24 protein-coding genes are annotated in these 24,058 nt (G+C 71.9%); 12 read left to right on the forward strand and 12 right to left on the reverse strand.

The window, feature by feature from the left end; all coding sequences use genetic code 11:
• Positions 1 to 13 precede the first annotated feature (13 nt).
• Genes OG230_RS02760 through OG230_RS02775 form a run of 4 tightly spaced genes read right to left on the reverse strand, consistent with a single transcriptional unit; the run spans position 14 to position 4,326 of the window.
• The gene (locus OG230_RS02760; protein WP_328908513.1) at positions 14 to 1,894 is read right to left on the reverse strand and encodes a rhamnogalacturonan lyase; all 1,881 of its coding nucleotides are present in this window, start codon (positions 1,892 to 1,894) and stop codon (positions 14 to 16) included.
• A gap of 45 nt (positions 1,895 to 1,939) precedes the next feature.
• Positions 1,940 to 2,281, reverse strand: a complete 342-nt coding sequence (locus tag OG230_RS02765; RefSeq protein WP_328908514.1) for a YkvA family protein — start codon at positions 2,279 to 2,281, stop codon at positions 1,940 to 1,942.
• Positions 2,282 to 2,338: 57 nt separating this feature from the next.
• Entirely contained in the window at positions 2,339 to 3,430 is a 1,092-nt protein-coding gene (locus tag OG230_RS02770; protein ID WP_328908515.1) for a PP2C family protein-serine/threonine phosphatase, read from the reverse strand.
• A 59-nt stretch (positions 3,431 to 3,489) separates the two neighbouring features.
• Positions 3,490 to 4,326 (reverse strand): Scr1 family TA system antitoxin-like transcriptional regulator, encoded by an 837-nt coding sequence (locus tag OG230_RS02775; protein WP_328908516.1) that lies wholly within the window; start codon positions 4,324 to 4,326, stop codon positions 3,490 to 3,492.
• Between the two features lie 212 nt (positions 4,327 to 4,538).
• Here OG230_RS02775 and OG230_RS02780 point away from each other — a divergent pair, with 212 nt between their 5' ends.
• Positions 4,539 to 4,871 (forward strand): ATP-binding protein, encoded by a 333-nt coding sequence (locus OG230_RS02780; protein ID WP_443051571.1) that lies wholly within the window; start codon positions 4,539 to 4,541, stop codon positions 4,869 to 4,871.
• Between the two features lie 57 nt (positions 4,872 to 4,928).
• On the opposite strand, the gene OG230_RS02785 is transcribed toward OG230_RS02780, so the two are convergent.
• A complete protein-coding gene (locus OG230_RS02785; protein ID WP_328908517.1) occupies positions 4,929 to 5,621 on the reverse strand; it encodes a ribonuclease H family protein in 693 nt (230 codons plus the stop codon).
• A 163-nt stretch (positions 5,622 to 5,784) separates the two neighbouring features.
• Positions 5,785 to 6,282 carry a peptidylprolyl isomerase gene (locus tag OG230_RS02790; RefSeq protein ID WP_328908518.1) on the reverse strand — a complete coding sequence of 166 codons (498 nt, stop codon included), beginning with the start codon at positions 6,280 to 6,282 and terminating at the stop codon, positions 5,785 to 5,787.
• Between the two features lie 256 nt (positions 6,283 to 6,538).
• Between OG230_RS02790 and OG230_RS02795 the strand changes: the two genes are divergently transcribed.
• The gene (locus OG230_RS02795; protein ID WP_328908519.1) at positions 6,539 to 8,431 is read left to right on the forward strand and encodes an ABC transporter ATP-binding protein; all 1,893 of its coding nucleotides are present in this window, start codon (positions 6,539 to 6,541) and stop codon (positions 8,429 to 8,431) included.
• A gap of 102 nt (positions 8,432 to 8,533) precedes the next feature.
• Positions 8,534 to 9,544 carry a PHP domain-containing protein gene (locus OG230_RS02800; RefSeq protein ID WP_328908520.1) on the forward strand — a complete coding sequence of 337 codons (1,011 nt, stop codon included), beginning with the start codon at positions 8,534 to 8,536 and terminating at the stop codon, positions 9,542 to 9,544.
• A 43-nt stretch (positions 9,545 to 9,587) separates the two neighbouring features.
• On the opposite strand, the gene OG230_RS02805 is transcribed toward OG230_RS02800, so the two are convergent.
• Entirely contained in the window at positions 9,588 to 9,998 is a 411-nt protein-coding gene (locus OG230_RS02805; RefSeq protein ID WP_328908521.1) for an Ohr family peroxiredoxin, read from the reverse strand.
• 114 nt (positions 9,999 to 10,112) lie between these two features.
• Between OG230_RS02805 and OG230_RS02810 the strand changes: the two genes are divergently transcribed.
• Positions 10,113 to 10,646 carry a MarR family winged helix-turn-helix transcriptional regulator gene (locus OG230_RS02810; RefSeq protein WP_328908522.1) on the forward strand — a complete coding sequence of 178 codons (534 nt, stop codon included), beginning with the start codon at positions 10,113 to 10,115 and terminating at the stop codon, positions 10,644 to 10,646.
• Between the two features lie 58 nt (positions 10,647 to 10,704).
• On the opposite strand, the gene OG230_RS02815 is transcribed toward OG230_RS02810, so the two are convergent.
• Both OG230_RS02815 and OG230_RS02820 read right to left on the reverse strand, forming a co-directional pair.
• Positions 10,705 to 11,577 carry an aldo/keto reductase gene (locus OG230_RS02815; RefSeq protein WP_328908523.1) on the reverse strand — a complete coding sequence of 291 codons (873 nt, stop codon included), beginning with the start codon at positions 11,575 to 11,577 and terminating at the stop codon, positions 10,705 to 10,707.
• A 279-nt stretch (positions 11,578 to 11,856) separates the two neighbouring features.
• Positions 11,857 to 12,552 carry a type 1 glutamine amidotransferase domain-containing protein gene (locus OG230_RS02820; protein ID WP_328908524.1) on the reverse strand — a complete coding sequence of 232 codons (696 nt, stop codon included), beginning with the start codon at positions 12,550 to 12,552 and terminating at the stop codon, positions 11,857 to 11,859.
• Positions 12,553 to 12,938: 386 nt separating this feature from the next.
• Between OG230_RS02820 and OG230_RS02825 the strand changes: the two genes are divergently transcribed.
• Both OG230_RS02825 and OG230_RS02830 read left to right on the forward strand, forming a co-directional pair.
• Complete coding sequence (locus OG230_RS02825; RefSeq protein WP_328908525.1) at positions 12,939 to 13,850, forward strand: ABC transporter ATP-binding protein; 912 nt, start codon at positions 12,939 to 12,941, stop codon at positions 13,848 to 13,850.
• Positions 13,847 to 14,728, forward strand: coding sequence for an ABC transporter permease (locus OG230_RS02830; protein WP_328908526.1), 882 nt, complete (start codon positions 13,847 to 13,849; stop codon positions 14,726 to 14,728). The genes OG230_RS02825 and OG230_RS02830 overlap by 4 nt, the downstream gene beginning before the upstream one ends.
• 135 nt (positions 14,729 to 14,863) lie before the next feature.
• Here OG230_RS02830 and OG230_RS02835 read toward each other — a convergent pair whose 3' ends face one another.
• On the reverse strand, positions 14,864 to 15,670 hold the full coding sequence (locus tag OG230_RS02835; protein ID WP_328908527.1) for an NmrA family NAD(P)-binding protein: 807 nt from the start codon (positions 15,668 to 15,670) through the stop codon (positions 14,864 to 14,866).
• 36 nt (positions 15,671 to 15,706) lie between these two features.
• On the reverse strand, positions 15,707 to 16,564 hold the full coding sequence (locus OG230_RS02840) for an EamA family transporter (protein ID WP_443051572.1): 858 nt from the start codon (positions 16,562 to 16,564) through the stop codon (positions 15,707 to 15,709).
• Between the two features lie 155 nt (positions 16,565 to 16,719).
• On the opposite strand from OG230_RS02840, the gene OG230_RS02845 reads away from it, so the two are divergent.
• Entirely contained in the window at positions 16,720 to 17,589 is an 870-nt protein-coding gene (locus tag OG230_RS02845; protein ID WP_328908529.1) for a LysR family transcriptional regulator, read from the forward strand.
• Positions 17,590 to 17,632: 43 nt separating this feature from the next.
• Here OG230_RS02845 and OG230_RS02850 read toward each other — a convergent pair whose 3' ends face one another.
• On the reverse strand, positions 17,633 to 18,463 hold the full coding sequence (locus OG230_RS02850) for an alpha/beta fold hydrolase (protein WP_328908530.1): 831 nt from the start codon (positions 18,461 to 18,463) through the stop codon (positions 17,633 to 17,635).
• A gap of 80 nt (positions 18,464 to 18,543) precedes the next feature.
• Here OG230_RS02850 and OG230_RS02855 point away from each other — a divergent pair, with 80 nt between their 5' ends.
• The 5 genes from OG230_RS02855 (at position 18,544) to OG230_RS02875 (ending at position 24,053) form a co-directional block, all read left to right on the forward strand.
• Positions 18,544 to 19,182 (forward strand): helix-turn-helix domain-containing protein, encoded by a 639-nt coding sequence (locus OG230_RS02855; protein ID WP_328908531.1) that lies wholly within the window; start codon positions 18,544 to 18,546, stop codon positions 19,180 to 19,182.
• 106 nt (positions 19,183 to 19,288) lie between these two features.
• Positions 19,289 to 20,692, forward strand: a complete 1,404-nt coding sequence (gene lpdA, locus OG230_RS02860) for a dihydrolipoyl dehydrogenase (protein ID WP_328908532.1) — start codon at positions 19,289 to 19,291, stop codon at positions 20,690 to 20,692.
• A 220-nt stretch (positions 20,693 to 20,912) separates the two neighbouring features.
• A complete protein-coding gene (locus OG230_RS02865; protein WP_328908533.1) occupies positions 20,913 to 21,959 on the forward strand; it encodes a M36 family metallopeptidase in 1,047 nt (348 codons plus the stop codon).
• A gap of 219 nt (positions 21,960 to 22,178) precedes the next feature.
• Entirely contained in the window at positions 22,179 to 22,640 is a 462-nt protein-coding gene (locus tag OG230_RS02870) for a hemerythrin domain-containing protein (RefSeq protein ID WP_328908534.1), read from the forward strand.
• Between the two features lie 105 nt (positions 22,641 to 22,745).
• Positions 22,746 to 24,053 (forward strand): hypothetical protein, encoded by a 1,308-nt coding sequence (locus OG230_RS02875; RefSeq protein ID WP_328908535.1) that lies wholly within the window; start codon positions 22,746 to 22,748, stop codon positions 24,051 to 24,053.
• The last annotated feature ends 5 nt before the right edge of the window (positions 24,054 to 24,058 follow it).

Below are 24,058 nucleotides of genomic sequence, written 5' to 3' on the forward strand. Positions count from 1 at the left end.
GCCGGGCCTCCCCCTACGGCGTGGTGATGACCGGCCGCGGCGCGGTCGCCATCCCGCTTCCGATGGCGAAGCTCGGGTGCGGCGGCTGGTTGTACGCGGTGTTCTGCCAGGCCAGCGCCGTGCGGTAGGTGGTGTCGTGGAGCAGCGTGGTAATTCTGGTGCCGGTCTCGTGCGGTGTGGAGTAGATCCGCAGTGCGGTGTTCGAGGTGGTCGGCCAGACGACTTCCTCGCGCCAGTCGCCGAAGAGGTCGCCGGAGAGCGCCGGTGTGGCCTTGGTGCCGTTCCCGGAGTGCACCGAGTCCCCGGTCAGGAGCCGGGTGTCCCCCGCGGTGCCGTACTTGTCGATGTGGGTGCCGTCGAGGAGTTCGCGGGTGGTGTCGCCGTCCCACCAGGACAGGAAGTTGGTGCTGGACGGCTTGCGGCTCGACACGACGGAACCCTTCGGGTCGCGCACTCCGGCCACCGCGGACGACCAGGACTCGGCGCCCGGGCTGCCCGACCAGATGTCTCCGGAGACACCGCGGCCGTTGTCCCCGCTCGCCGGAGTGGACCAGAGGATCTGGCCGCTCCTGGCGTCCGCCATCCACGAGCTGGGCTTCGAACTGTCCTCGTCGACCTTGAACTCCTCCAGACCGGGCCGGGAGGGGTCGAGGTCGCCGACGTGCATGGCGTCGCCGTGGCCGTTCTTCGTGGTCCACAGGCCGCTGCCGTTGTCGTCCACCGCCATGGCGCCGTACACGATCTCGTCCCTGCCGTCGGCGTCGACGTCGGCGACCGACAGCTGGTGGTTGCCCTGGCCGTCGTACCCCTTGCCGGTGTTGGTCGAGCTGTTCGTGTCGAACGTCCAGCGCCTGGTGAAGGCGCCGCCGCGCCAGTCCCAGGCGGCGACGACGCTGCGCGTGTAGTAGCCGCGCGCCATGATCAGGGACGGCCTGGAGCCGTCCAGATACGCGGTGCCCGCCAGGAAGCGGTCCACCCGGTTGCCGTACGAGTCGCCCCATGAGGACACGGTGCCGCGGGCCGGGACGTAGTCGACGGTCCCCATCGCGGCGCCCGTCCGGCCCTCGAACATGGTCAGGTACTCCGGTCCGGTGAGGATGTAGCCGGCCGAGTTGCGATGGTCCGCGCTCGCGCTGCCGATCACCTTGCCCGTTCCGTCGACGGTGCCGTCGGCCGTCTTCATGGCGACCTCGGCCCGGCCGTCGCCGTCGTAGTCGTACACCTGGAACTGCGTGTAGTGCGCACCGGAGCGGATGTTGCGCCCCAGGTCGATACGGAAGAGCCGGGTGCCGTCGAGCCGGATGCCGTCGACGAACGTGTTGCCCGTGTAGCCGGACTGGGAGTTGTCCTTGGCGTTGGTGGGCTGCCACTTCAGTACGAAGTCGAGGGCGCCGTCGCCGTCGAGGTCGCCGACGGACGCGTCGTTGGCCTCGTAGGTGTAGGCGACTCCGTCGGGCGTGGTGCCGCCCGCGGGCGGGGTGATCGGCACGTCCTTGTAGCCCGCACGGAACTGGACGGCGTGCACGGAGTCGCCCTGCTCGGTGCCGTCGACGACCGCCCGCACCGTGTAGTCGGCCGTGGCGGGGGCGCCGGTGTGGAAGTAGTTCGTCGAGCCGGTGACGGGGGACGCGTTGACCTTGGTGCCCGCCCGGTAGACGTTGAAGGACACGCTGTCCGGATCGGTGCCGAGCCAGCGCCAGCTGACGAGGTTGCCGCTGTCGGTGTGCACGCTGACGACGCCGCGGTCCAGTGCCTCGGCCTGGCGGGCGGTGGCCGCGTGCGAGGTCTGCCCTGCTGCGACCAGCCCGGCGGCGGCGAGCAGTCCTGCCATGAGCGAGCCGAGCAGCGCGCGGGTACGGGGGACGCGGCGCCGGTGGCGGGCGCGGTGAGCCATGGGTTCCACGGTGGGGGCCTTCCTTACGGGGGCGGGTTCCTCCCGTCAGTGGCCGCCCGGCACCGAAAGGTTGCCGCCCCTGGCCTCCTTGTGCGCGGCCCGCGCCCCCGTCACCGCCGTGCCGGCCGTCCGCGCGGCGAGATGCAGCGAGTGCAGGGCCACCATCAGGAATCCGATGTCGTCGAGGTAGACGGGGTCCGGGAGCAGGTCGACCGGTGACACCGTGTAGATCACGGCGGCCCAGAACAGCGCCTTGCTGCGCAGCGGGATACCGGCGGCGACCAGCAGCTTCCTGGCCCGGAACACCCGCACCAGGAGAACGGCGGCGACGCCCATGGTGAGCAGCACGAGGGCCGCCACGAGGATGAGCCAGGCTTCGGTGTCCATGCCCCATCTTGTACCCACCCGGCGCGAGAACCACCGCCCGCGGTCTCCCCCGGCCCGTCAGCCCGCCGCGCGCCGCAGGGCGAGCAGCGCCTGGTCGTCCTGGGGACGGCCTCCGGAGTGACGCCGTACGTCGCGGATCAGCATCTCCAGCACCTGCGCCGGCGTGGGGTCCTCGCCGGACCGCCTGCGGTGGCGGAGCAGGAGGGGCAGGCGTACGGAGGCGTCGTAGAAGACGCCTGCGGTGTCCCTGGACTCGGTGACGCCGTCGGTGTAGCAGAGCAGGGTCGCGCCGGGCGGGAACGGGAAGGTGTCGACCGGTGCGGGCCAGTGGTCCAGGGCGCCGATCGCCAGCGGAGGCGCTTCCTGCGACGGTTCGAGGAGCGTGGCCGTGCCCTGCGCGTCGATGAGCAGGGGCGGCGGGTGGCCGCGGTTGATGATGCGGACGGCGCTGAGGTCGGAGGCGAACTCCGCGATCAGGGCGGTCGTGAAGCCCTCTTCCTGTTCGACGCCGCCCCGCCGGCCGCCCTCGCGCAGCAGCGCCTGCTCCAGCGAGCGCACCAGCTCCTCCAGATCCTCGGCATGGTCGGCGACGTACCGGAACGCGCCGAGGTCGACGCAGACGGCGCGGACGGCTCCCATGCCCTTGCCCCGCACGTCGCCGACGAAGACGCGGGTGCCGTACGGGGTGTCCTGGACGACGTAGAGATCGCCGCCGATCATGGCCTCGTCCTCGGCCGGTACGTACCGGGCGGCGATGTGCAGGTCTCCCAGCCGTGCCGGTGGCCTGGGCAGGACGGCGCCCTGGGCGACGGCCGCGACGCGCAGGGCGCGCCGGGTGCGGCCGGCCTGGCTGTCGAGCGTGCGCTTGATGAAAACGGCCAGCAGGGTTACGGCCAGAAGGGTGAGCTGGTTGGCGAGACCGCGGTGCCAGCCGAAGGTGCCGTCCACCCAGGCCAGGCAGGCGTGAACGGCCATCGAGGCGATGCCGGTGAGGATGATGCCGCGCAGCGACAGGAGGGGTGCGGCGGCGACGGGCGCCGCCATGATGAGCGGGGCGGACGTCACCGCGGTCGGGGTCACCAGGTCGATCACCACGGCCAGCACGATCACACCGGCGGGAATCCACTGGACCTTGCTCTGCTGCACCACTCCCCCACGCTGGCCGCCCTCGGCGCGCGCCGCATCCCGGCCCGGCCGTACCGGAGCGCTCAGCCGACCGGGAGCGGCGTGCCCGGGCGGGGCGCGGCGGCGCAGGCCGCGTCGATCCGGATGCGGTGGTTCATGACGGCGTCCGGATCGTCGACGATGTCGACGCGGACACCCGGGGTCTCCAGGACCGCCTGGTCGCCGATCTCGGGGGCGGAGACGCGCAGCAGATGCAGGGGCGGGACCCCGGTCAGCGGGTGGGGAGGGTGATCGAGGGGGACCACCTGCACGGTGACGTGCGGGCGGTGCGCGGCCTCGGCCAGCGCCTCGCGCTGCTCCTCCATCACGCGCTCGTCGCCGACCCGGGTGTGGAGCGCGGCGGCGGGGAGCAGGGCCCACAGCGCGGCACCGCGGTAGCTCAGGCGGCGCTGCCGCTCCTGGAGCAGCTCGACGCGGCGCCGGCGCCGGACGGAGTCGTCCATCGGCTGCAGCGCATGCTCCAGGGCCTCGGCGTAGGCGGGGGTGCGGAGCAGCTCCGGTACGAGCGCGGGGTGCCAGGTCCGCACGAGGCTGGCGGAGGACTCCATGCCGATGACGTCCTGCTGCCAGGGCTCCATCGCGTCGCGCCACTGGTGCCACCAGCCGGGAAGGCTCGCGGCGCCGAGGCCCGCGATGATCTGCTCGGCCTCGGCGGCCGGGGCCCCGTAGGTGTCGAGGAGGAGGCGGACCTGGCGGGCGTCCAGACCGGTCTCGGCCCGCTCGATGCGTCGTACGGTCGCCGGGTGAGCGTCCAGTGCCTGCGCCGCGGCGTTGAGGCTGACGCCGGCCCGCTCCCGGAGCAGCCGGAGACGGGCCGCGAGGACGCGATGTTCCACGGTGGGGCCGGATCGGGGTCTCATGCTCGTACCTTCCTCGACGGCCCCGATTCGGAGCGTGGCACATTCTGTCGCTTGCAAAGTATGCCCTTTGCGCCGAGAGTACATACATGTCGGAAATAGACACGTGTACGCCGCGAGCCCCCGAGGACGCGGGTGGCAGGCGTGCACAGAGCTGGTGGATACCCCGCGTCCCCCAAGGTGTGCCGGAGTCACGGCGCCGGGTGCAGGAGGCGATGCGGGACTGGGGTGAACCCAGCGACCGGATCGAGGCCGCGGCCCTGGTCGTGACCGAACTGGTCGCCAACGCTGTCCAGCACACCAACAGCCGTCGCATCCGCTGCCGGCTGATGCGGTCGCACAGCGGGGTCCGTATCTGTGTATGGAACCGCGGCAGGGGCCGCATCCCCTCCCCCACCCCACCGGGGGACCTGACGATCACCTCGGGCGGGCCCGAGCCGGAGACGCTGCCGGAGGACGGCAGGGGGCTCCTGCTCGTGGACGCGCTCGCCGCCCGCTGGGGCACGAGCGCCGGCCTCGCGAGCCGTCTGGTCTGGGCCGATATCTGACGGAGCCGGGCTTCACGGCCCGGGGCTCCACGTCACGCACCACGGAACGGCGGCGCCCTACGCGGGCGCGGTCCGGCACTCCGGGTGTCCCCAGCCGTTCGGGTTCTTCGCGATCATGTCCTTCGCCGCGTACGGCTTCCCGCAGTGGCACCGCCCCGCGAACTTCGCGCGGATCGTTCCCGTGCGTCCGGTGCGTGCGGCGCTCTTCGGTGCCGCCGCCGCCCCGCTGCCGGCGCGGACCTTCGTCGACCTGGCGGGCGCGGGCACCGGCGGATCGGCGCTGCCGTGCACCGTCCCCGCGGCCTGCTGACTCACCGCCGCCTCGCTCGCGGCCTGGTCGGCGAGCGCGTTGAGCGGGTCACCGTCCACCTGATGGGCCGGGACATAGCGGAAGGTCACGCTCCGGCCGCTGAGCAGGGCGTCGATACGGGTCACCAGGTCCTGGTTGGCGACGGGCTTGCCGCCCGAGGTCTTCCAGCCGTTGCGCTTCCAGCCCGGCAGCCACTTCGTCACCGCGTTCATCGCGTACTGCGAATCCATGCGCACCTCGGCGGGCACGGCCGGATCGGTGGACTCCAGCAGCTCCGCCAGGGCGGTGAGTTCGGCAACGTTGTTGGTGGCGGTGCCGAGCGGACCGGCCTCCCAACGCTCCGGCCGCCCCTGCGCGTCGGCCACGACCCAGGCCCACGCGGCAGGCCCCGGATTTCCCTTCGACGCCCCGTCACACGCGGCGATGATGCACTCGTCCATACCCCTGATCATGCCAGTCCCGCAGGGGTGCGATTCCGCCCCCGTGACAGGGCGTCGCGTATCCGGGGAGCCCGTGGGCGCCGGTCGCCCCGCCCGTACGAACCGGAGCGCCCCGGCGGGTGGATTCACCGGCCGGGGCGCTCGGGGTGACGCGGGGGTCGGATCAGAGCTGACCGGAGGCGGAGACGGCGATCTCGGCCTTGGTCTGGCCGCTGCGGGAGCCGTACGACTCGATCGTGCGGACGAGCTCCATGCTGGCGTCGTCGGCGACCTCGCCGAAGACGACGTGCTTGCCGTCGAGCCACGGCGTCACCACGGTGGTGATGAAGAACTGCGAACCGTTGGTGTTCGGGCCCGCGTTGGCCATCGACAGCAGGCCCGGCTTGGTGTGCTTGAGGGTGAAGTTCTCGTCGGCGAACTTCTCGCCGTAGATGCTCTTGCCGCCGGTGCCGTTCTGGCGGGTGAAGTCGCCGCCCTGGAGCATGAAGTCCGGGATGACACGGTGGAACGGCGAGCCGGCGTAGCCGTACCCGTGCTCACCGGTGGACAGCGCACGGAAGTTCTCAACCGTCTTGGGCGCAACGTCGTCGAAGAGGTTGAAGACGATCCGCCCGGCGGGCTTTCCGTCAATGGTGATGTCGAAGTAGGTCTTGATTGTCATGAAGCCATCCTGACACTCCCCAGCACCTCCGGATGCACGGCACCCCCCTCTTCGGGTCCCTCGTAGCCCGAACAGAGCCGGTCAGGGCGGCGCCGGTGGCCGCACCCGGGCCGGTGCGTCGCGGGGCGGGCCGTCCGCCGGCTCCCGGAGCTGTTGACCTCAAGCATGATTCAGGTCCTAGCGTTCATTCCGCACACCCCGGGGGCCGCACCGGCCGACGGGTACCACGTCGCCCGAATCTTCCGGAGAGACCCTCATGAGCATGGAAATGACCGCGTGGTCGTCGCTGCACAGCGCGATGAACGCGCAGAAGGACAGACGGCCCTTCTCACGGGAGACGCTGCGCCGCATCGCCTCCTTCGCCGGCCCGCACCGGCGCCGGATCTACCGCTTCCTGGCGCTCAGCGTGATCACCGCCCTCCTGGCGGTCGCCACACCCGTACTGGCGGGGAAGGTCGTCGACGCGATCGTCGAGGGCCGGGACACCGGCGTGGTCACCCGGCTCGCGGTCCTCATCGCGGTCATCGCCGTGGCCGAGGCGGCCCTCGGACTGCTCACCCGGTGGCTTTCGGCCGGACTCGGCGAGGGCCTGATCCTCGATCTGCGGACGGCGGTCTTCGACCACGTACAGAGGATGCCGGTCGCCTTCTTCACCCGGACCCGGACCGGCGCACTCGTCAGCCGGCTCAACAACGACGTCATCGGCGCGCAGCGGGCCTTCAGCAACACGCTGTCCGGCGTCGTCTCCAACCTCGTCACCCTGCTGCTGACGCTCGCCGTCATGCTCAGCATCTCCTGGCAGATCACCCTGCTCGCGCTCGTCCTGCTGCCGGTGTTCGTCGTCCCGGCCCGCAGGATGGGCTCCCGGATGGCGGCGCTCCAGCGCGAGGCCGCCCACCACAACGCGGCCATGGGCACGCAGATGACCGAGCGCTTCTCCGCACCCGGCGCGACCCTGGTGAAGCTCTTCGGGCGCCCTGCCGACGAGTCGACGGAATTCGCCGCCCGGGCCGGCCGCGTGCGCGACATCGGGGTCCGTACGGCCATGGCCCAGTCCACCTTCATCACGGCCCTGACCCTGGTCTCCGCCCTGGCGCTCGCCCTGGTCTACGGACTCGGCGGCTACTACGCCCTGCGCGGGAGTCTGGACCCCGGCGCGATCGTCGCCCTCGCCCTGCTGCTCACCCGCCTCTACGCACCCCTGACCGCGCTGGCCGGGGCGCGTGTCGAGGTGATGAGCGCCCTGGTCAGCTTCGAGCGGGTCTTCGAGATCCTGGACCTGAAGCCGCTGATCGCCGAGAAGCCCGACGCCCGCCGGGTGCCGGACGGCCCGGTGTCCGTGGAGTTCGACGGGGTCTCGTTCGGCTACCCGTCCGCCGACAAGGTCTCCATCGCCTCGCTCGAGGACGTCGCGACGCTCGACTCCCGTGGCGGTACGGAGGTCCTGCACGACGTCTCCTTCCGCGCCGAGCCGGGCCGCATGGTCGCGCTGGTCGGTTCCTCCGGAGCGGGCAAGTCCACGATCGCGCAGTTGCTGCCCCGGCTGTACGACGCCGATGCCGGTTCCGTACGGCTGAACGGCGTCGACGTACGCGACCTCACCGGCGACTCGATCCGCGAGACCCTCGGCATGGTCACCCAGGACGGCCATCTCTTCCACGAGTCCGTCCGCGCGAACCTGCTGCTCGCCCGCCCGGAAGCCACCGAGGACGACATCTGGGACGCCCTGCGCCGCTCCCGTCTCGACGGCCTGGTCGCCTCGCTGCCCGACGGGCTCGACACCGTGGTGGGTGAACGCGGTTACCGGCTCTCCGGCGGCGAACGGCAGCGGCTGACCATCGCCCGGCTGCTGCTGGCCCGCCAGCGGGTGGTCATCCTCGACGAGGCGACCGCCCATCTCGACTCCACGTCCGAAGCGGCCGTGCAGGAAGCCCTGGGCGAGGCGCTGGAGGGCCGGACCGCCGTCGTCATCGCCCACCGGCTCTCGACCGTGCGGGCCGCCGACCTGATCCTGGTCGTCGAGGAGGGCCGGATCGTGGAACGGGGAACGCACACCGAACTGCTGGCCGTCGGGGGCAGGTACGAGGAGCTGTACCGCACGCAGTTCGAGCGCCCCGAAACGGAGGAGGAGGCGCAGCCCGTCCACTGAGCGGTGCCGCCCCCGTCCCGCCCGGTCCGCGCCTTCACGGTGCGGACCGGGCGGGACTCGGCGAAGCTGGGGGCAGACCCTGGGCCGTCCTCGGAGGTGCTGATGGATCCGGTGAGCGCACTGCGTCGGATCGCGTTCCTGCTGGAGCGTTCGCAGGCCGAGACGTACCGGGTGAAGGCGTTCCGCAGGGCCGCCGGGGCGTTCGCGGCGCTCCCCGCGGACGACGTGGCCCTCCTCGTGGACCGTGGCGCACTGGAGTCGGTGGAGGGGATCGGGCCGAAGACGGCCCAGGTGATCCGGGAGGCTCAGGGCGGAGTCGTTCCCCAGTACCTCGAACGGCTGGAGACGGAGACCGCGGGCCCGCTCACAGAGGGCGGCGAGGAGCTCCGCGCCCTTCTGCGGGGCGACTGCCACCTGCACTCGGACTGGTCGGACGGGGGAAGTCCGATCGAGGAGATGGGCCGTGCGGCGCGGGAACTGGGTCACGACTGGGCGGTGCTGACCGACCACTCCCCCCGGCTGACCGTGGCCAACGGGCTGTCGCCGGAGCGACTGCGCCGCCAGCTCGCCGAGGTCGCGGACCTCAATGAGCGATGGGCACCGTTCCGGCTGCTCACCGGCATCGAGTGCGACATCCTGCCGGACGGCTCGCTCGACCAGGAGCCGGAACTGCTGGAGCAGGTGGACGTGGTCGTCGCGTCCGTCCACTCCAAGCTGCGGATGCGCGCCGGCGAGATGACCCGGCGCATGGTCGCGGCCGTCCGCAACCCGCATACGGACATCCTCGGACACTGCACGGGGCGTCTGCTCTCCGGCCGCCACCGGCCCGAGTCCGAGTTCGACGCGGACCAGGTCTTCGCCGCGTGCGCGGAGGCCGGGACGGCGGTGGAGATCAACAGCCGCCCCGAACGGCTCGACCCGCCCCGGCGCCTGCTGAGACAGGCCGTCGAGGCGGGTGTGCTGTTCTCGATCGACACCGACGCGCACGCCCCGGGCCAGCTCGACTGGCAGATCTACGGCTGTGCGCGTGCGGAGGAGTGCGGGGTGCCGGTGGAGCGCGTCGTCACGTCGTGGAGCGCCGACTGGTTGCTGGCATGGACCGGTGGATCATGAGCTCGGGCATCGCCCGGACGACGTGACGGACCGTCAATGACTGCTATTCAATGACGAGTTCGACCTCTATGTTGCCGCGCGTCGCCTTGGAGTAGGGGCAGTAGGCGTGGGTGGCGTCGACCAGCTTGCGTCCGGTCTCACCTTCGAGCGCTTCCGGCAGCTCGACCCGCATGACGACCGCGAGACCGAATCCCGTGTCGTCCTTTCCGATCGAGACCTCGGCGGTCACGGCGACGTCCTTGGTGTCCAGCTTCATCTCCCGGCCGACCGCGGCCATCGCGCTGGCGAAACAGGCGGCGTATCCGGCGGCGAACAGCTGCTCGGGGTTGGTGCCCTGGCCGTTGCCACCGAGCGCCGGCGGCAGCGCCAGGGCGAGGTCGATCTGGCCGTCCGAGCTCACGGCCCGGCCCTCCCGGCCGTTGGCGGTGGCGGCAGCGGTGTAGAGCGCGTTCATGAAATGACCTTCTTTCCTGTCGCGGCGACCGGCCCGGTCACCCCTTGCACCAAAGAGTTGCACACAATTCAATTGTGCACAACTGAATCGGGCACAACGAGATACCCTGGTTCCATGACGCCCTCGCCGACCCCCGCCACCCCGGACCTGTCCGGCCCGCCCTCTCCGCCGTTTCCGCCCGAGTCGCCCGAGTCGCCCGAGCTGCCGGACGCGGAGCTGCTGCGCCTGGATCATCAGGTCTGCTTCTCGCTGCACGCCGCCTCCCGCGCCTTCGGCGGGGTGTACCGGGAGGCACTGAGGGATCTGGGCCTGACCTATCCCCAGTACCTGGCCATGCTGGTGCTGTGGGAGCACGGGCCGCAGCAGGTGAAATCGATCGGCGAGCGCCTCCACCTCGACTCCGGGACCCTGTCCCCGCTGCTCAAGCGGCTGGAGTCGGCCGGGCTGGTCACCCGCGGGCGAAGCCCGGAGGACGAACGGTCCGTGACCGTGGCCCTCACCGAGGCCGGCGCCGTGCTGCGTGAGCGGGCACTGCCGGTTCCGCGCGGCATTCTCGACGCCACCGGACTCTCGGTCCGGGAGATCCTCGCCCTGCAGGAGGTTCTCGGGCGCCTCACGTCGGCCCTGGACGGGACGCGGCGGAGCTGAGCCGCCGGGCCGGACGCCACCGCCCGCGGTGGCGGGTGGCGGTGGCGTCCGGATGGGCTCAGACGGCCTTCGCGAGCGCCGCGAACTCCTCGTCGGTGAGGGTGACGGCAGCGGCGGCGGTGTTCTCCTCGACGTGGGCGACGCGGGAGGTGCCGGGGATCGGCAGCATGACCGGCGAGCGGCGCAGCAGCCAGGCCAGGGCGAGCTGCGAGGGGCTCGCGCCGTGCTCCTTCGCGGCGGCGTCGAGCGGGCCGCCGGGGCGGGCGAGTTCGCCGGTGGCGATCGGGAACCACGGGATGAACGCGATGTTCTCGCGCTCGGCGTACTCCAGGACGTCCTCGGCACGGCGGTTGGCGAGGTTGTACAGGTTCTGCACGGAGACGATGTCCGCGATCTTCCGCGCCTCCTTGAGCTGCTGCACGGTGACCTCGGATACGCCGATGTGGCGGATCTTGCCCTCTTGCTGGAGCAGGACGAGCTCGCCCAGCTGGTCGGCGAGCGGCACCTGCGCGTCGATGCGGTGCAGCTGGTAGAGGTCGATGCGCTCCAGTCCGAGGTGGCGCAGGCTCAGCTCGGCCTGCTGGCGCAGGTATTCGGGCCGGCCGACGGGGCGCCAGTCGCCGGGTCCGCAGCGGGTGTAGCCGCCCTTGGTCGCGATGACCAGGTCGTCGGCGTACGGATGCAGGGCCTCGCGGATCAGCCGCTCGCTGACGAAGGGGCCGTAGGAGTCGGCGGTGTCTATGAAGGTGACCCCCAGCTCGACCGCGCGGCGCAGGACGCGCACGGCCTCGGCGGGATCCTTGGGCTCGCCCCAGATTCCGGGGCCCGTGAGCTGCATCGCGCCGTATCCGAGGCGGTTGACGGGCAGGTCCCCGCCGAGGGCGAAGGTGCCCGAGGCTTCGGCGGGACGGGACGGGTGCGGAGCGTTCATGCGAGAGGTCCTTCCGGACAGGAGGCGGTGACCACGGGACGGCCGGTGGGAGCGGTCGGTACCGGCGTCGCGCGAGCCGGCCGCCGGCCCATCCGGCTGCGCTCGACGGTAGTCGGAGGAGCGCGGCAGGGCTGCCGGAAACGGAGGCTAAATCCGGTCAATGCCGGGGCGCGTAAAGAGCGTTGACCGTCAGGTCACGCGGTCTCCTACGGAAGGAAGCGGGCCGGGCGCCCGGGGTGTGCGGGCGCCCGGCGCGGCAGGGCGAAAGACCCTGGGGGCTCAGCCCAGCTTCTTGAGCAGCTCGGCGGCGAGCGGGGCCGACGAGGCCGGGTTCTGGCCGGTGACGAGGTTGCGGTCGACGACGACGTACGGGGCCCACGGCTCGCCCTTCCGGAAGTCCGCGCCGGACTCGACGAGGCGGTCCTCGAGCAGCCACTTGGCGCGGTCCGCGAGACCGCCCTGGGTCTCCTCCTCGTTCGTGAAGCCGGTCAGCCGATAGCCGGCGAACGTGTTGGTGCCGTCCTCCTTCCGCGCCGCGAGCAGGGCGGCCGGGGCGTGACAGACGACGCCGAGGGGCTTGCCGGAGTCGAGCGCCCGGGTCAGCAGGCCGCCGGAGACCGCGTCGACGGCGAGGTCCTCCATGGGGCCGTGGCCGCCGGGGTAGAAGACCGCGGCGTAGTCGTCCAGGTTCACGTCCGCCAGGGCGATCGGGTGCTGGAGTTCGGTGAAGGACGCGAGCACACCGGCGACCCGGTCAGCACCCTCCTGGCCGCCGTTGAACTCCGGGGCCAGGCTCCCCCGGTCCACGGTCGGCACGGTGCCGCCGGGGGTGGCGACGACGATCTCGTGGCCCTCCGCCTTGAACGCCTCGTACGGGGCCACGGCCTCCTCGGCCCAGAAACCCGTCGGGTGCTTCGTGCCGTCCGCCAGGGTCCAGTGGTCCGCGCCCGTCACTACGAACAGAATCTTCGACATATCGCTCTTCTCCGAGGGATGGGCCCGGCCGGGCCCGGAGGGTGGTTCCGGTCCGCACGCCCCGCGGTCCGCGGTCGCCGGCGCCTGGGGTGCGCCTGCGAACACGGCCGTCGGTGCGGCGATGCTCTCGACGGTAGGCCGATACCCAAGACGCATCAAACAGGACATCCGCCGTCTGCCGCCGGAACCCCGAAACTCTTAGTCAGGAACGGGCACACCGCGGCCGGCCGGCCGCGGTGTGCCCGTTCGTCCGTCCCCGCGCGCGGCCCGACCGCCTCGTGATGTCCCGTCGGCCTGCGGGCGTAGGACCACGGGCCACGGGCCACGCCCCAGGTGTGGCCCGTGTGCCGATGCCGTGCGGGCGCCTCTCGCGGCACCGTGGTCGGGTGATCGAAGCCAATGAACTGACGAAGCGTTACGGGGCCACCACCGCCGTCGACGGCCTGACCTTCACCGTCCGCCCCGGCCGTGTCACCGGATTCCTCGGTCCGAACGGCGCGGGCAAGTCGACCACGCTGCGGATGATCCTCGGCCTGAACGAGCCGAGCAGCGGCACCGTCACCGTGGACGGGCAGCCGTTCCGGGGACGTGCGCGTGGGCTGCGGTACGTCGGAGCGCTGCTCGACGCCCAGGACGTGCACGGCGGGCGCAGCGCGGCAGCGCATCTCTCCGCGCTGGCGCGCAGCAACGGACTGGCGCGGCGCCGGGTGGACGAGCTCCTGGAGGAAGTGGGGCTGGCCACCGCCGCCCGGCGCCGCATCGCCGGGTTCTCGCTGGGGATGAAGCAGCGGCTCGGGATCGCCGGGGCCCTGCTCGGCGATCCGCCCGTACTGCTGTTCGACGAACCACTCAACGGGCTGGACCCGGAGGGTGTGCTGTGGGTGCGCGGTCTCTTCCGCCGGCTGGCCGCCGAGGGCCGCACGGTGCTGGTCTCCAGCCATCTGATGGGCGAGATGGAGCACACCGCCCAGGAACTGATCGTCATCGGCCGGGGCGAACTGATCGCTGCGGAGAGCCTTGCGGAGTTCGCCGCCCGCGGCACCCGGCTGAGTGTGAGCGTCCGTACGCCCGCCGTCGACCGGCTGGCGTCCGTCCTCACCGGGGAGGGAGCCGCCGTCCGGCGCGAGGACGACGGCTCGTGCACGGTGACGGGCCTGGGAGCGGACCGGATCGGCGAACTCGCCTTCCACCACCGCGTCCTGCTGCACGAACTCGCCCCACGGGCCGCCTCCCTGGAAGAGGCGTTCATGGGGCTGACCGCCGACCGTGTCGAGTACGGCGCGGGAGGAACCCGATGACCACGCGAACGGTGTCCGAACCGAAGACGTACACGCCGGCCCGCCACGCCCCCGCCCGGTTCCGCGACCTCCTCACCGCCGAGTGGATCAAACTGTGGTCGCTGCGCTCCACGTACTGGGTCCTCGGGGCCGGGGCGCTGGCCGTCATCGGGATCAACGTGAACGCCGCCCTGTCCAACGCGGACCGGCTGGCGCACCAGCCCGAGCTGCCGCCCGCCCCGCCGCCCGGATTCCCCGCCAAGCCCGCGATGCTCTTCGATCCCCTGTCGAGCGCCTTCGTCGACCCGGCCTGGCAGCTCCTCATGGTCATCGCGGGGACCGTCGGCGCGCTCGTGGTGCTCGGCGAGTACACGACCGGGCTGATCCGGACCACGTTCGCCGCCGTCCCCGCGCGGCGTGCGGTGACGGCGGCCAAGGCGACCCTCCTCTCCGCGGTCATGCTCGTCCTCGGCACGGTCGTCGCGGGCGCCTCGTTCGGCGTGACGCAGGCGATCCTCCAGGACCATCACGGCATGTCCATCGGCTCACCGGGTGCGCTGCGGGCCGTCGCCGCGTCCGCGCTGCTCGCCCCGGTCTGCGCCCTCGTCGGCATGGCCTTCGGCTCCCTCGTCCGGCACGCCGCGGGCACCGTCGTCGCGGTCGTCGGCGTACTCCTGCTCCTGCCGATGCTCTTCAGGGGCGAGACGTACCGGTGGGTCACGGAGATCGGCAACGCGATGCCGCTCACCTCGTGGGAGGCCCTCGTCCGGAATCCGGCGCGGGACTACCCCGTCGAGAAGTACCCGGTGCCGATCGCCGAGGCATGGATCGTCTTCGGGGCGTGGTCGCTCGTCGCGGTGGTCGTCGCCGTGGCTTTCGTGCACCGCCGTGACGTGTGAGGGAATGGGCGCGACCACCCCGGCTTCGGGGTGGTCGCGGTTCCGGTCACCTGGGGCCTCTCGTCCGGATCATGCCGGGCTCGCGGGGTCCGGCACGCGCATCCGACCCCACTCCCTGATCCGAAACGAAGGACCCTAGAAGCGCTGCGCGTGCTCGGCAGCCCACTGGGCGAACGTACGCGCCGGGCGGCCGGTCAGCCGCTCGACGGTGTCGACGACGGTCTTGGAGTCCTCGGAGGCTGCCGCGTACCAGCCGATGACGTAATCGGCGTCCTCCCGTGGCACACCGGCGGCCATCAGTCTGGCGACGGCCTGTTCGTGCGTGATCGGGAGGAAGGCGATGTCGCGGCGAGTGGCCCGGGCCAGGACGGCGATGCGTTCGCGCGGGGTCAGCGATTCGGGCCCGGTGAGGTTGTAGGCACGCCCCGCGTGTCCCTCGTCGAGCAGCGCGGCCCCCGCCACCGCCCCGATGTCGGCCTCGTGGACGAGGGCACTGGGAAGGTCGTACGGCTCGCGCACGACTCCCTCGGCACGGATCGATTCGATCCAGGTCAGTGTGTTGGACATGAACTCCTGCGGCTCCAGGCGCGTCCATTCCACACCGGAGTCCGCCACGGCCTGCTCGACCGGCCCTACGCCACCGCCCCACAGCACGGTGATGCGCCGCACCCCGGCGCCGACGGCCCGCCGCACCAGCTCGGGCCCGGCATCGGCGAGCCCCGCCGTCACGGTGATGTGCAAGCGGTCCACGCCGTCCAGAGCGGCGTCCAGACGCTCCGGTGCCGTATGCGTGCCGGCCACCAACTCCACCTCGGCCGCGAACGTTCCCGCGGCGGCGACCGGATCTCTCGTCAGTGCGCGGACCGGCTCTCCTCGGCGGACCAGCTCTGCCACCACATGCCTGCCGGTGTTCCCGGTGGCACCCGTCACCAATGTCGTCACAGCCGTCTCCCTTTCGTCGCCGACGACCCTAGAAGCTCAACTCGACTTGAGGTCAAGGAGATCGGGGGATGCCTCCGGCCGGCCGGCGCCGGACAGCGCGGCGGTGCCCACGGCGACGGCGTTGGCCGTGACGACGACGGCGACGGCCAGCCAGGAGGACGGAGCGAGGTGCTCGCCGAGGACGAGCACCCCGACCAGTGCGGCGAACACCGGATTGACGCTCATGAAGATCCCGAAGAAGCCCGCGGGTATCCGGCGCAGCGCGAGCAGGTCGGCGAGGAACGGCACGGCGGACGAGAGCACACCCGCCGCCAGGGCGCAGAGCAGCGCGCCCGCCGTGGGCCGGTGGAACCACAGCGCGACGGCGCCGACCGGCAGGTAGAGCAGGCCGGAGACGCCCGCGGCGGCGGCCGACCCCTGGAGCCCCGGCAGGCGTTCGCCCACGGTGCGGTTGAGCAGGATGTAGCAGCCCCAGCAGACGGCGGCCAGGAGGGCCAGGCCGATGCCCACGTAGTCGGTGCTGGGCCTCGGCCGGGCCAGCACCACCACGGCCCCCGCCGCCGCGAGGGCGCAGACGAGATCGACGCGGCGGCGGGAGCCCGCCAGCGCCACGGTGAGCGGGCCGAGGAACTCCAGGGTGACCGCGAGGCCGAGGCCGATCCGGTCGATCGCCGTGTAGAGCGAGAGGTTCATGACCGCGAAGACCGCGGCAAGGCCCAGCACCGGGCGCCACTGGGCGGCGGTGAACGCGCGCGGCCTGGGACGTCCCGCGCCCAGCAGGACCGCGGCGGCCACCCACTGACGTACCGCCACCACCCCGACCGGCCCGAGGACCGGGAAGGCGAGCGCGCCCACGGACGCCCCGACCTGGTTGGACAGGCCGCTGCCCACCATCAGTGCCGTCCCGGACCACCGGGCCGGTGTCCGGGCAGGTGTCCGGGCCGCGGTGGCCGTCGTCCCCGCGTACATGTCGTCTGTCATCGCACGACCATCCGCCGGGCCCGTCCCGACGCAAAATGCATCGGACGGCGCACCTATACGCTGAGCGTATGGATACGCGTACGGAACTGGAGCTGCGGCACCTGCGCTGCCTGGTCGCCATCGTCGACACGGGCAGCTTCACCGACGCCGCCATCGAGCTGGGACTCTCCCAGGCTTCGGTCTCTCGCACCCTGCTCGCCCTGGAGCGGATTCTGGGCGTACGACTGCTGCACCGCACCAGCCGCACCGTCGCCCCCACCACCGCCGGGGTGCAGGTCCTGTCCCGCGCCCGCCACCTGCTCGGGGAGGCCGACGAGCTGGTCCGTCAGGCCACGACCGGCCACACCCGGCTGCGCATCGGCCACGCCTGGTCGGCGATGGGCCGGCACACCGCCGAGTTCCAACGCCGCTGGCACGCCCGCCACCCCGACGTCGAGCTCCACCTGATCCGGCACAACACACCCACCGCGGGTCTGGCCGAGGGCCTGTGCGATCTCGCGGTCCTGCGCACCCCGGTCGACACCCGCCGCTACGCCCACGCCCTCGTCGGCAGCGAGCAGCGGTGCGTCGCGCTCGCCTCCGACGACCCGTGGGCCGGGCGGCGCAGCGTCCGCCTGGACGAACTCCGTACACGCACCCTGGTCGTGGACCGCCGCACCGGCACCACCACGATGGACCTGTGGCCCGAGGGCGTCCGCCCGGCCGTCGAGTACACCCTCGACATCGACGACTGGCTCGCCGCCATCGCGACCGGCCGCTGCGTCGGCGTCACCCCCCGGTCCACGGCCGCCCAGTACCGCCGCGACGGCATCACCTACCGCCCCCTGCGCGACGCGGACCCGGTCCCCGTCCATTTCATCTGGCGCCGCCCCGACCCCCACCCCGCCGCCCAGGCAGCCGTCGCGCTGCTCGCCGGCCTGTACGGCGAAGGACCGTGAGAGGGGAGCGCCCGGCTCGCGTGTGGCAGCCGGGTACGTGCGGTCAGCGGCCCAGGAACGCCGCGGTGGCCGCCACGAATCCGTCGGGGTCGTCGAGCCAGGGGTAGTGGCCCGCCCCCCGCTGCACGACGAGCGAGGCATCGGGGAACACGTCCGCGAGTTCGGTCGCCGACCGCGGCGGGCTGTTCAGGTCGAACTCTCCGGCGAGCACCAGCACGGGGGCCGTGAAGGCACCGAGCGCGGCGCGGGTGGCCGCCGGGTCGAAGGCCCCGTCGGCCCCGAAGAGTCGTACGGCCTCCATGTTGTCCGGACCGCTCGCCCTCTGGTGCTCCCGCGCCGCGTCGTCCCAACGGCCGTAGAGGAAGGGTGCGATGGCCTCCCAGTCGCTGCCGGTTCCCTGGGTGATCGCCTCCAGTGCCGGGAACGCCGCGGGGAACCACGGCTCGTCCCGCCGCGACCGCGCGAGCGCGCGCCGCGTCTCGCCGGTGATCTCGATGCCGACGGCACGGGCGCCGGGAGCGATCAGGGCGAGCCTGCCGACGCGGTCCGGATACCGGGCCGCGTACTGCGTCGCCGGGTTCGCGCCGGCGGAGTGCCCGAGCAGATCGATCCGGGACAGGCCGAGGTGCACGCGCAGCGCCTCGATGTCGTCGACCAGCCGGTCGCAGCGGTACGAGGAGGGGTCCTCGGGCACCGCGGAGCGGCCGGTGCCGCGAAGGTCCAGGGCGATCAGCCGCCGGTGTGCGGACAGGCCGCCCAGATCACCGAGGTACAGGGAGTCGGCGGGGCCGCCGGGGACGCAGACGAGCGGAGGTCCCTCACCTGCCGAACGGTAGGCGAGCAGGGTTCCATCGGATGCGGAGAACGTAGGCATGACCCGGGATCCTGCCAGTCATAACCCAGTTATACAACCTGGTTATGACAGTGTTCCCGGCCCGGGTGTATAACCGGGTCGTGGCAGGCGAAGAGCAGGAGCACCAGAACCCCGGAACGCTGACCGAGGAGCAGGCCGAGCGGATGCTCGTCGGCATGAACGAGGTCATCCGCGCAGGCGAGGAGATGCGGAAACTGCGCGCCGAGATGATCCAGTCGTTCGCCGGCCTCGGCTGGACCCAGGAGCGCATCGCGCGGCTCACCGGGATGAGCCAGCCCGCCGTTTCGAAACAGGTGGCGAAGTACCGGGCGGGCGATGCACCGCCCCCGGTGGAACTCACCCTGGACCAGCGGGACGTCCCGTGGCTCGACGGCCGTCTGTGGGGTCTCGCCGAGGAGATCTCGGAGACCTTCGGGGACACCGCCCGCTGCGGTCACTTCGTGCACGCGGTCGCCAGGGGGAGGAAGCGCTTCACGCCACGGACCGTCGACGACCTGCGGCGTCTCGTCGAGGAGGACCTGAGAACGCACCGGGCCACGATGCCCGGCGGCTACCAGGAGGCGTACGACCGGATCAGCCGTGGCCTGGACGTCCCCGCGAAGGTCACCGGCGGCGGGTCGGCCTCGTCGCGCCGCGCCCTCGCGTGCCAGATCCAGCGCGCCCGGCTCCAGGGCGGAGTACCGGCCTCCGACGCGGGGGCACGGCCGGACGGCGCGTGATGCGAGACGCCGCTCGCCCGGCGTGACCTCACGGGCACCCCCTAGGGTGAGGATGGCCGTCCCGTCGGCCTCGGTTCCGGAACACCCTCGACCCTAAGGACCTGTCATGCATGAGCGCTTCGACGTCGTCGTACTCGGAGCCGGCCCCGGCGGCTACGTCGCCGCCATCCGCGCCGCCCAGCTGGGCAAGCGGGTCGCGGTCGTCGAGGAGAAGTACTGGGGCGGTGTGTGCCTCAACGTCGGCTGCATCCCCACCAAGGCCCTGCTGCGCAACGCCGAACTCGCCCACATCGTCAACGACGAGGCCAAGACCTTCGGCATCAAGGTCGACGGGACGGTCTCCTTCGACTACGGCGAGGCGTTCCGCCGCAGCCGCACCGTCGCGGACGGCCGCGTCAAGGGCGTCCACTTCCTGATGAAGAAGAACGGCATCACCGAACTGGACGGGCGGGGCACGTTCCTCGACGCGAACACCCTCCAGGTGGCCGGGTCCGACGGCACCACGCGGACGATCGCGTTCGACAACTGCATCATCGCCACCGGCGCCACTCCGCGCCTGCTGCCCGGCACCGCCCGCAGCGCACGCGTCGTGACGTACGAGGAGCAGATCCTCGCGGACGGCGTGCCGCAGTCGATCGTCATCGCGGGCGCGGGCGCCATCGGCATCGAGTTCGCGTACGTCCTGCGCAACTACGGCGTGAAGGTCACGATCGTCGAGTTCCTGGACCGTGTCGCACCGCTGGAGGACGAGGACGTCTCCAAGGAACTCGCGAAGCAGTACCGCAAGCTCGGCATCGACGTGCTGACCTCGACCCGGGTCGAGGCGATCGACGAGTCCGGACCCCAGGTCCGCGTCACCGTCACCGGCAAGGACGGCGCGCAGAAGGTCCTGGAGGCCGACAAGGTGCTCCAGGCCATCGGGTTCGCACCGAACGTCACCGGTTACGGCCTGGAGGCGACCGGCGTCGCCGTCACCGAGCGCGGCGCGATCGACGTGGACGGCCGCTGCCGCACCAACGTGCCGCACATCTACGCCATCGGTGACGTGACGGCGAAGCTGATGCTCGCGCACGCCGCCGAGGCGATGGGCGTCATCGCCGCCGAGACCCTCGCGGACGCCGAGACGATGGAGCTCGACTACCGGATGATCCCGCGCGCCACCTACTGCCAGCCGCAGATCGCCAGCTTCGGCTGGACGGAGGCGCAGGCGCGGGAGCAGGGCTTCGACGTGAAGGTCGCGAAGTTCCCGTTCATGGCGAACGGCAAGGCGCACGGCCTCGGTGACACGACCGGCTTCGTGAAGATCATCAGCGATGCGAAGTACGGCGAGATCATCGGCGCGCACCTGATCGGCCCCGATGTCACCGAGCTGCTGCCGGAACTGACGCTGGCTCAGCAGTGGGACCTCACCGTCCACGAGGTGGCGCGGAACGTGCACGCCCACCCGACCCTGGGTGAGGCCGTGAAGGAGGCCGTGCACGGTCTCGCCGGGCACATGATCAACTTCTGAGGCGGAGGCGGGCCGAGGCAGTCAGGGGCGGAGGCCGGGGACGGAGGACCGGCCGGAGGCGCCGGGGGCGCGGCCCGGACGGGGGCGGAGGGCGTGACGCGCCGTGCCGCTGAGGCGGCGTCACGCTCCGGGGGCTGGCCAAAGCCGGGCGTGTGCGCAATGATCACGCCGCGCCACCCCCCGCATCCGGCGTAACCCGCACCACAACGGGAGGATGTACATGGCTCGCCGCACACCCCGCGCGCTGATCGCCTCGGCCACCGCCATCGTGGCCCTGCTCACCACGGCAGGAGCCGCCTCGGCCACCGGGGCCGCCCCCGCCCCGGCCGCACCGCAGGCCAGTGTGTTCATGGTCAACCCCGTGCAGTCCTCGGGCGACCAGTCGCTCGTCGACGCCAAGGACTCGGCCGGCGCCGTACCCGCGTCGGCCTACGCCTCGGCCGCGCTGCGCAACCTCGACGGCAGCGGCACACTCTCCGGACGGTGGGCCTACGTCCGGTCGGACACCGGCGCCTCCGCGAAGACCGCCGACGCCGGCACGTACACCCGGCACGACGACCAGTTCGAACAGGTCATGGCCTACTTCTGGACCAACGAGGCACAGGAGTACCTCCAGGGTCTGGGCTTCGGCAGCGACCTGCCCGGCGCCAACGACCGCGCACAGCCCGTCCGTATCAACCAGTGGGGTGCGGACAACTCCTACTTCACCGACAAGAAGGCCGAGATCCGCTTCGGCAAGGGCGGGGTGGACGACGCCGAGGACGCCGAGGTGATCGTCCACGAGTACGGGCACGCGGTGCACAACGCCCAGGTGCCCGGATTCGGGACCTCGGTGGAGGCCGGGGCGATCGGCGAGGCGTTCGGGGACTACCTCGCCGTCGAGGTCGGCACCCACGCGGCCTCCCGCTACGGCTGGCCGCTGAAGGCCGACGCGGCGTGCGTGGCGGACTGGGACTCGGTCAGCTACAGCAGCGCGCCGCACTGCCTGCGCCGCATCGACAAGGACAAGGTGTACGGGGACCGGGTGGGCGCCGTGCACGCGGACGGCGAGATCTGGTCCCGGGCGCTGCTCGACATCCGGAAGGCACTCGGTGCCCGGGTGGCCGACCGCATCATCATCAACGCCCAGTTCGGCTTCGCGCCCGACACCAGCTTCCAGGACGCGGCGCTGACGACGATCGCGACGGCGCAGCGGATGTACGGAAAGAGCGCGGCGGACGCGGTCCGTGCCGGCTTCGCGGGACGCGAGATCCCGGGTATCCAGTAACCGGATCCACGGTGAACGCCCCTGCGCGGGGCAGTCCGCGAGGGTGGTCCCGCGGCGGCCTCCGGTCCGTCGCGGGACCACCCGGCCGGGTTCTGCTGGGCCGGAGAGGTGAGAGCCGGGTCTGTCGCCGGCCACGGAGCCCGGCTTCGCTCCGCCGGCCTGTTGGCTTGGGGTCCGCACCCCCGGCACGGGGCGACGGAACCCGAGGAAGGAACGGCCATGGGACAGGGCGGAAACGTGATCGCGGAGCTCACCGCCGATCATCGGGCGGCGGAGGACATCTTCGCCCGCATCGACGCACAGCCGGTGGGGCATCCGGAACGGCGGCACCTGGTCGACCGGCTGACCTCGGAGCTCCTACGGCATGCGGCGGCCGAGGAGATGCACCTCTACCCGTCCGTACGCACCCACGTCCCGGACGGCGACGCGCTCGCGGACAAGGAGATCGCCACCCACGGCAGGATCGCGCGCATGCTCAAGGACCTGGAGGGGCGGACCACCGACGACCCGGATTTCAACGACCTCGTCGCGAAGCTCAAATTCGAGGCCGCCGCCCACATGCGCGAGGAGGAGGCCGAGGTGTTCCCCCAACTCGCCGCCGCCTGCCCGCCCGAGGAGCTGGACGTGCTCGGGCAGCTCGTCCGCCGGGACAAGCGGATGGGGCCGGGCGCCTCGTCCTGAGCCCTGGCCCGCTGCGCGGTCGCCCTCACCCGTTCGGCCTCGCTCTCCTTGCCGGAGACCGCGCGGCGGCCTTGGCTGAGGGCCTGCGCCCAAGGAGGCCCGCACATGCCCGATGGCGAGGAACCGGCCGAGCTTTCCGCGCTGCGCGCCAGGGTCGCCGCCCTGGAGACGGACGCGGCAGCCGCGAAGCGGCAACCACCCCGGCACCGTACGCGCTCGTTCTTCGCCGCGCTGCTGGTCTTCGTCGGCTGCGTGCTCGCCCCGCTCGGCATCGTCGCGGCCTGGACCGCAGACCAGATCGGCGACACCGACCGTTACGTCGCCACGGTCACCCCGCTCGCCTCGGACGGCCATGTCCAGGCCGCCGTCGCCAAGCGTGTCAGTGACGCGGTCATGGAACACATCGATCTCGACACCCTGCTGGCGGACGTGGCCCCCGAGCAACGCCCGCTGGTCCGCAAGGCGCTGGGACGGCTCGGCAACTCCCTGGAGGACGCGGTCCGCAGCTTCGTCCACGACAAGACGCAGGAAGTCGTCGCCTCCGACACCTTCCGAAGGATCTGGATCGAAGCCAACCGGACGATCCACACCTCCGTCGTCAAAGCCCTGACCGGCAGTGGCGACGGAGCGGTGACGATCAAGAACGACTCGGTGACGCTGGATCTGGCCCCGGTGGTCGAACGCGTCAAGGAACGGCTCGTGGACTCCGGGCTCGAAGCCGCAGGCAAGATCCCCGAGGTGCACACCGATTTCACGATCGTCCGGGCCGACAACATCGGCAAGGTGAAGACGGGCTTCCGGCTCCTTCAGCTCGCCGGTCTGTGGCTTCCGATCCTCGCCGTGGTGCTGGCCGGGGCGGGCGTCCTGCTCTCCACCCGGCGCAGGCGCACCCTGATCGCCGCGGCCCTGGGCTTCGCCGTGGCCGCGGTGATCCTCGGGACCCTCCTCACCGTCTTCCGCGCGGTCTATCTCAACGCCCTGCCCGCCGACGCCTCCGAGGCCGCGGCCGGCTCGGTCTACGACGCCATGATCCACTTCCTGCGCACGACGATCCGCATGGTCGTCACCCTCGGTGTGATCCTCGCCCTCGCGGCATGGCTCTCGGGATCCGGACGGTACGCCACGCTGGTGCGGGGGCTCTGGCACTCGGGCATCGGCGCGGCCCGCGCCACGGCGAACGGCGCGGGCCTGCGGACCGGCCCCGTCGGACCGTTCGTCCACCGCCACCGCGTCTGGATCACCTGGATCCTCGTCGCGGCAGCGGTGCTCGCCTACGTGCTGTGGCCCCATCCGACGGGCTGGGTCGTCCTGGGCCTGGCCCTGGCGCTGCTCTTCGCCCTCGCGGTCGCCGAGTTCCTCGGCGAGGAGGAGAAGAGCCCCGAGAGTGTCTCCGAGGGACAACCGGGCCACTGATCCCC

The organism is Streptomyces sp. NBC_00234 (assembly GCF_036195325.1).
Classification (GTDB): Bacteria; Actinomycetota; Actinomycetes; order Streptomycetales; family Streptomycetaceae; genus Streptomyces.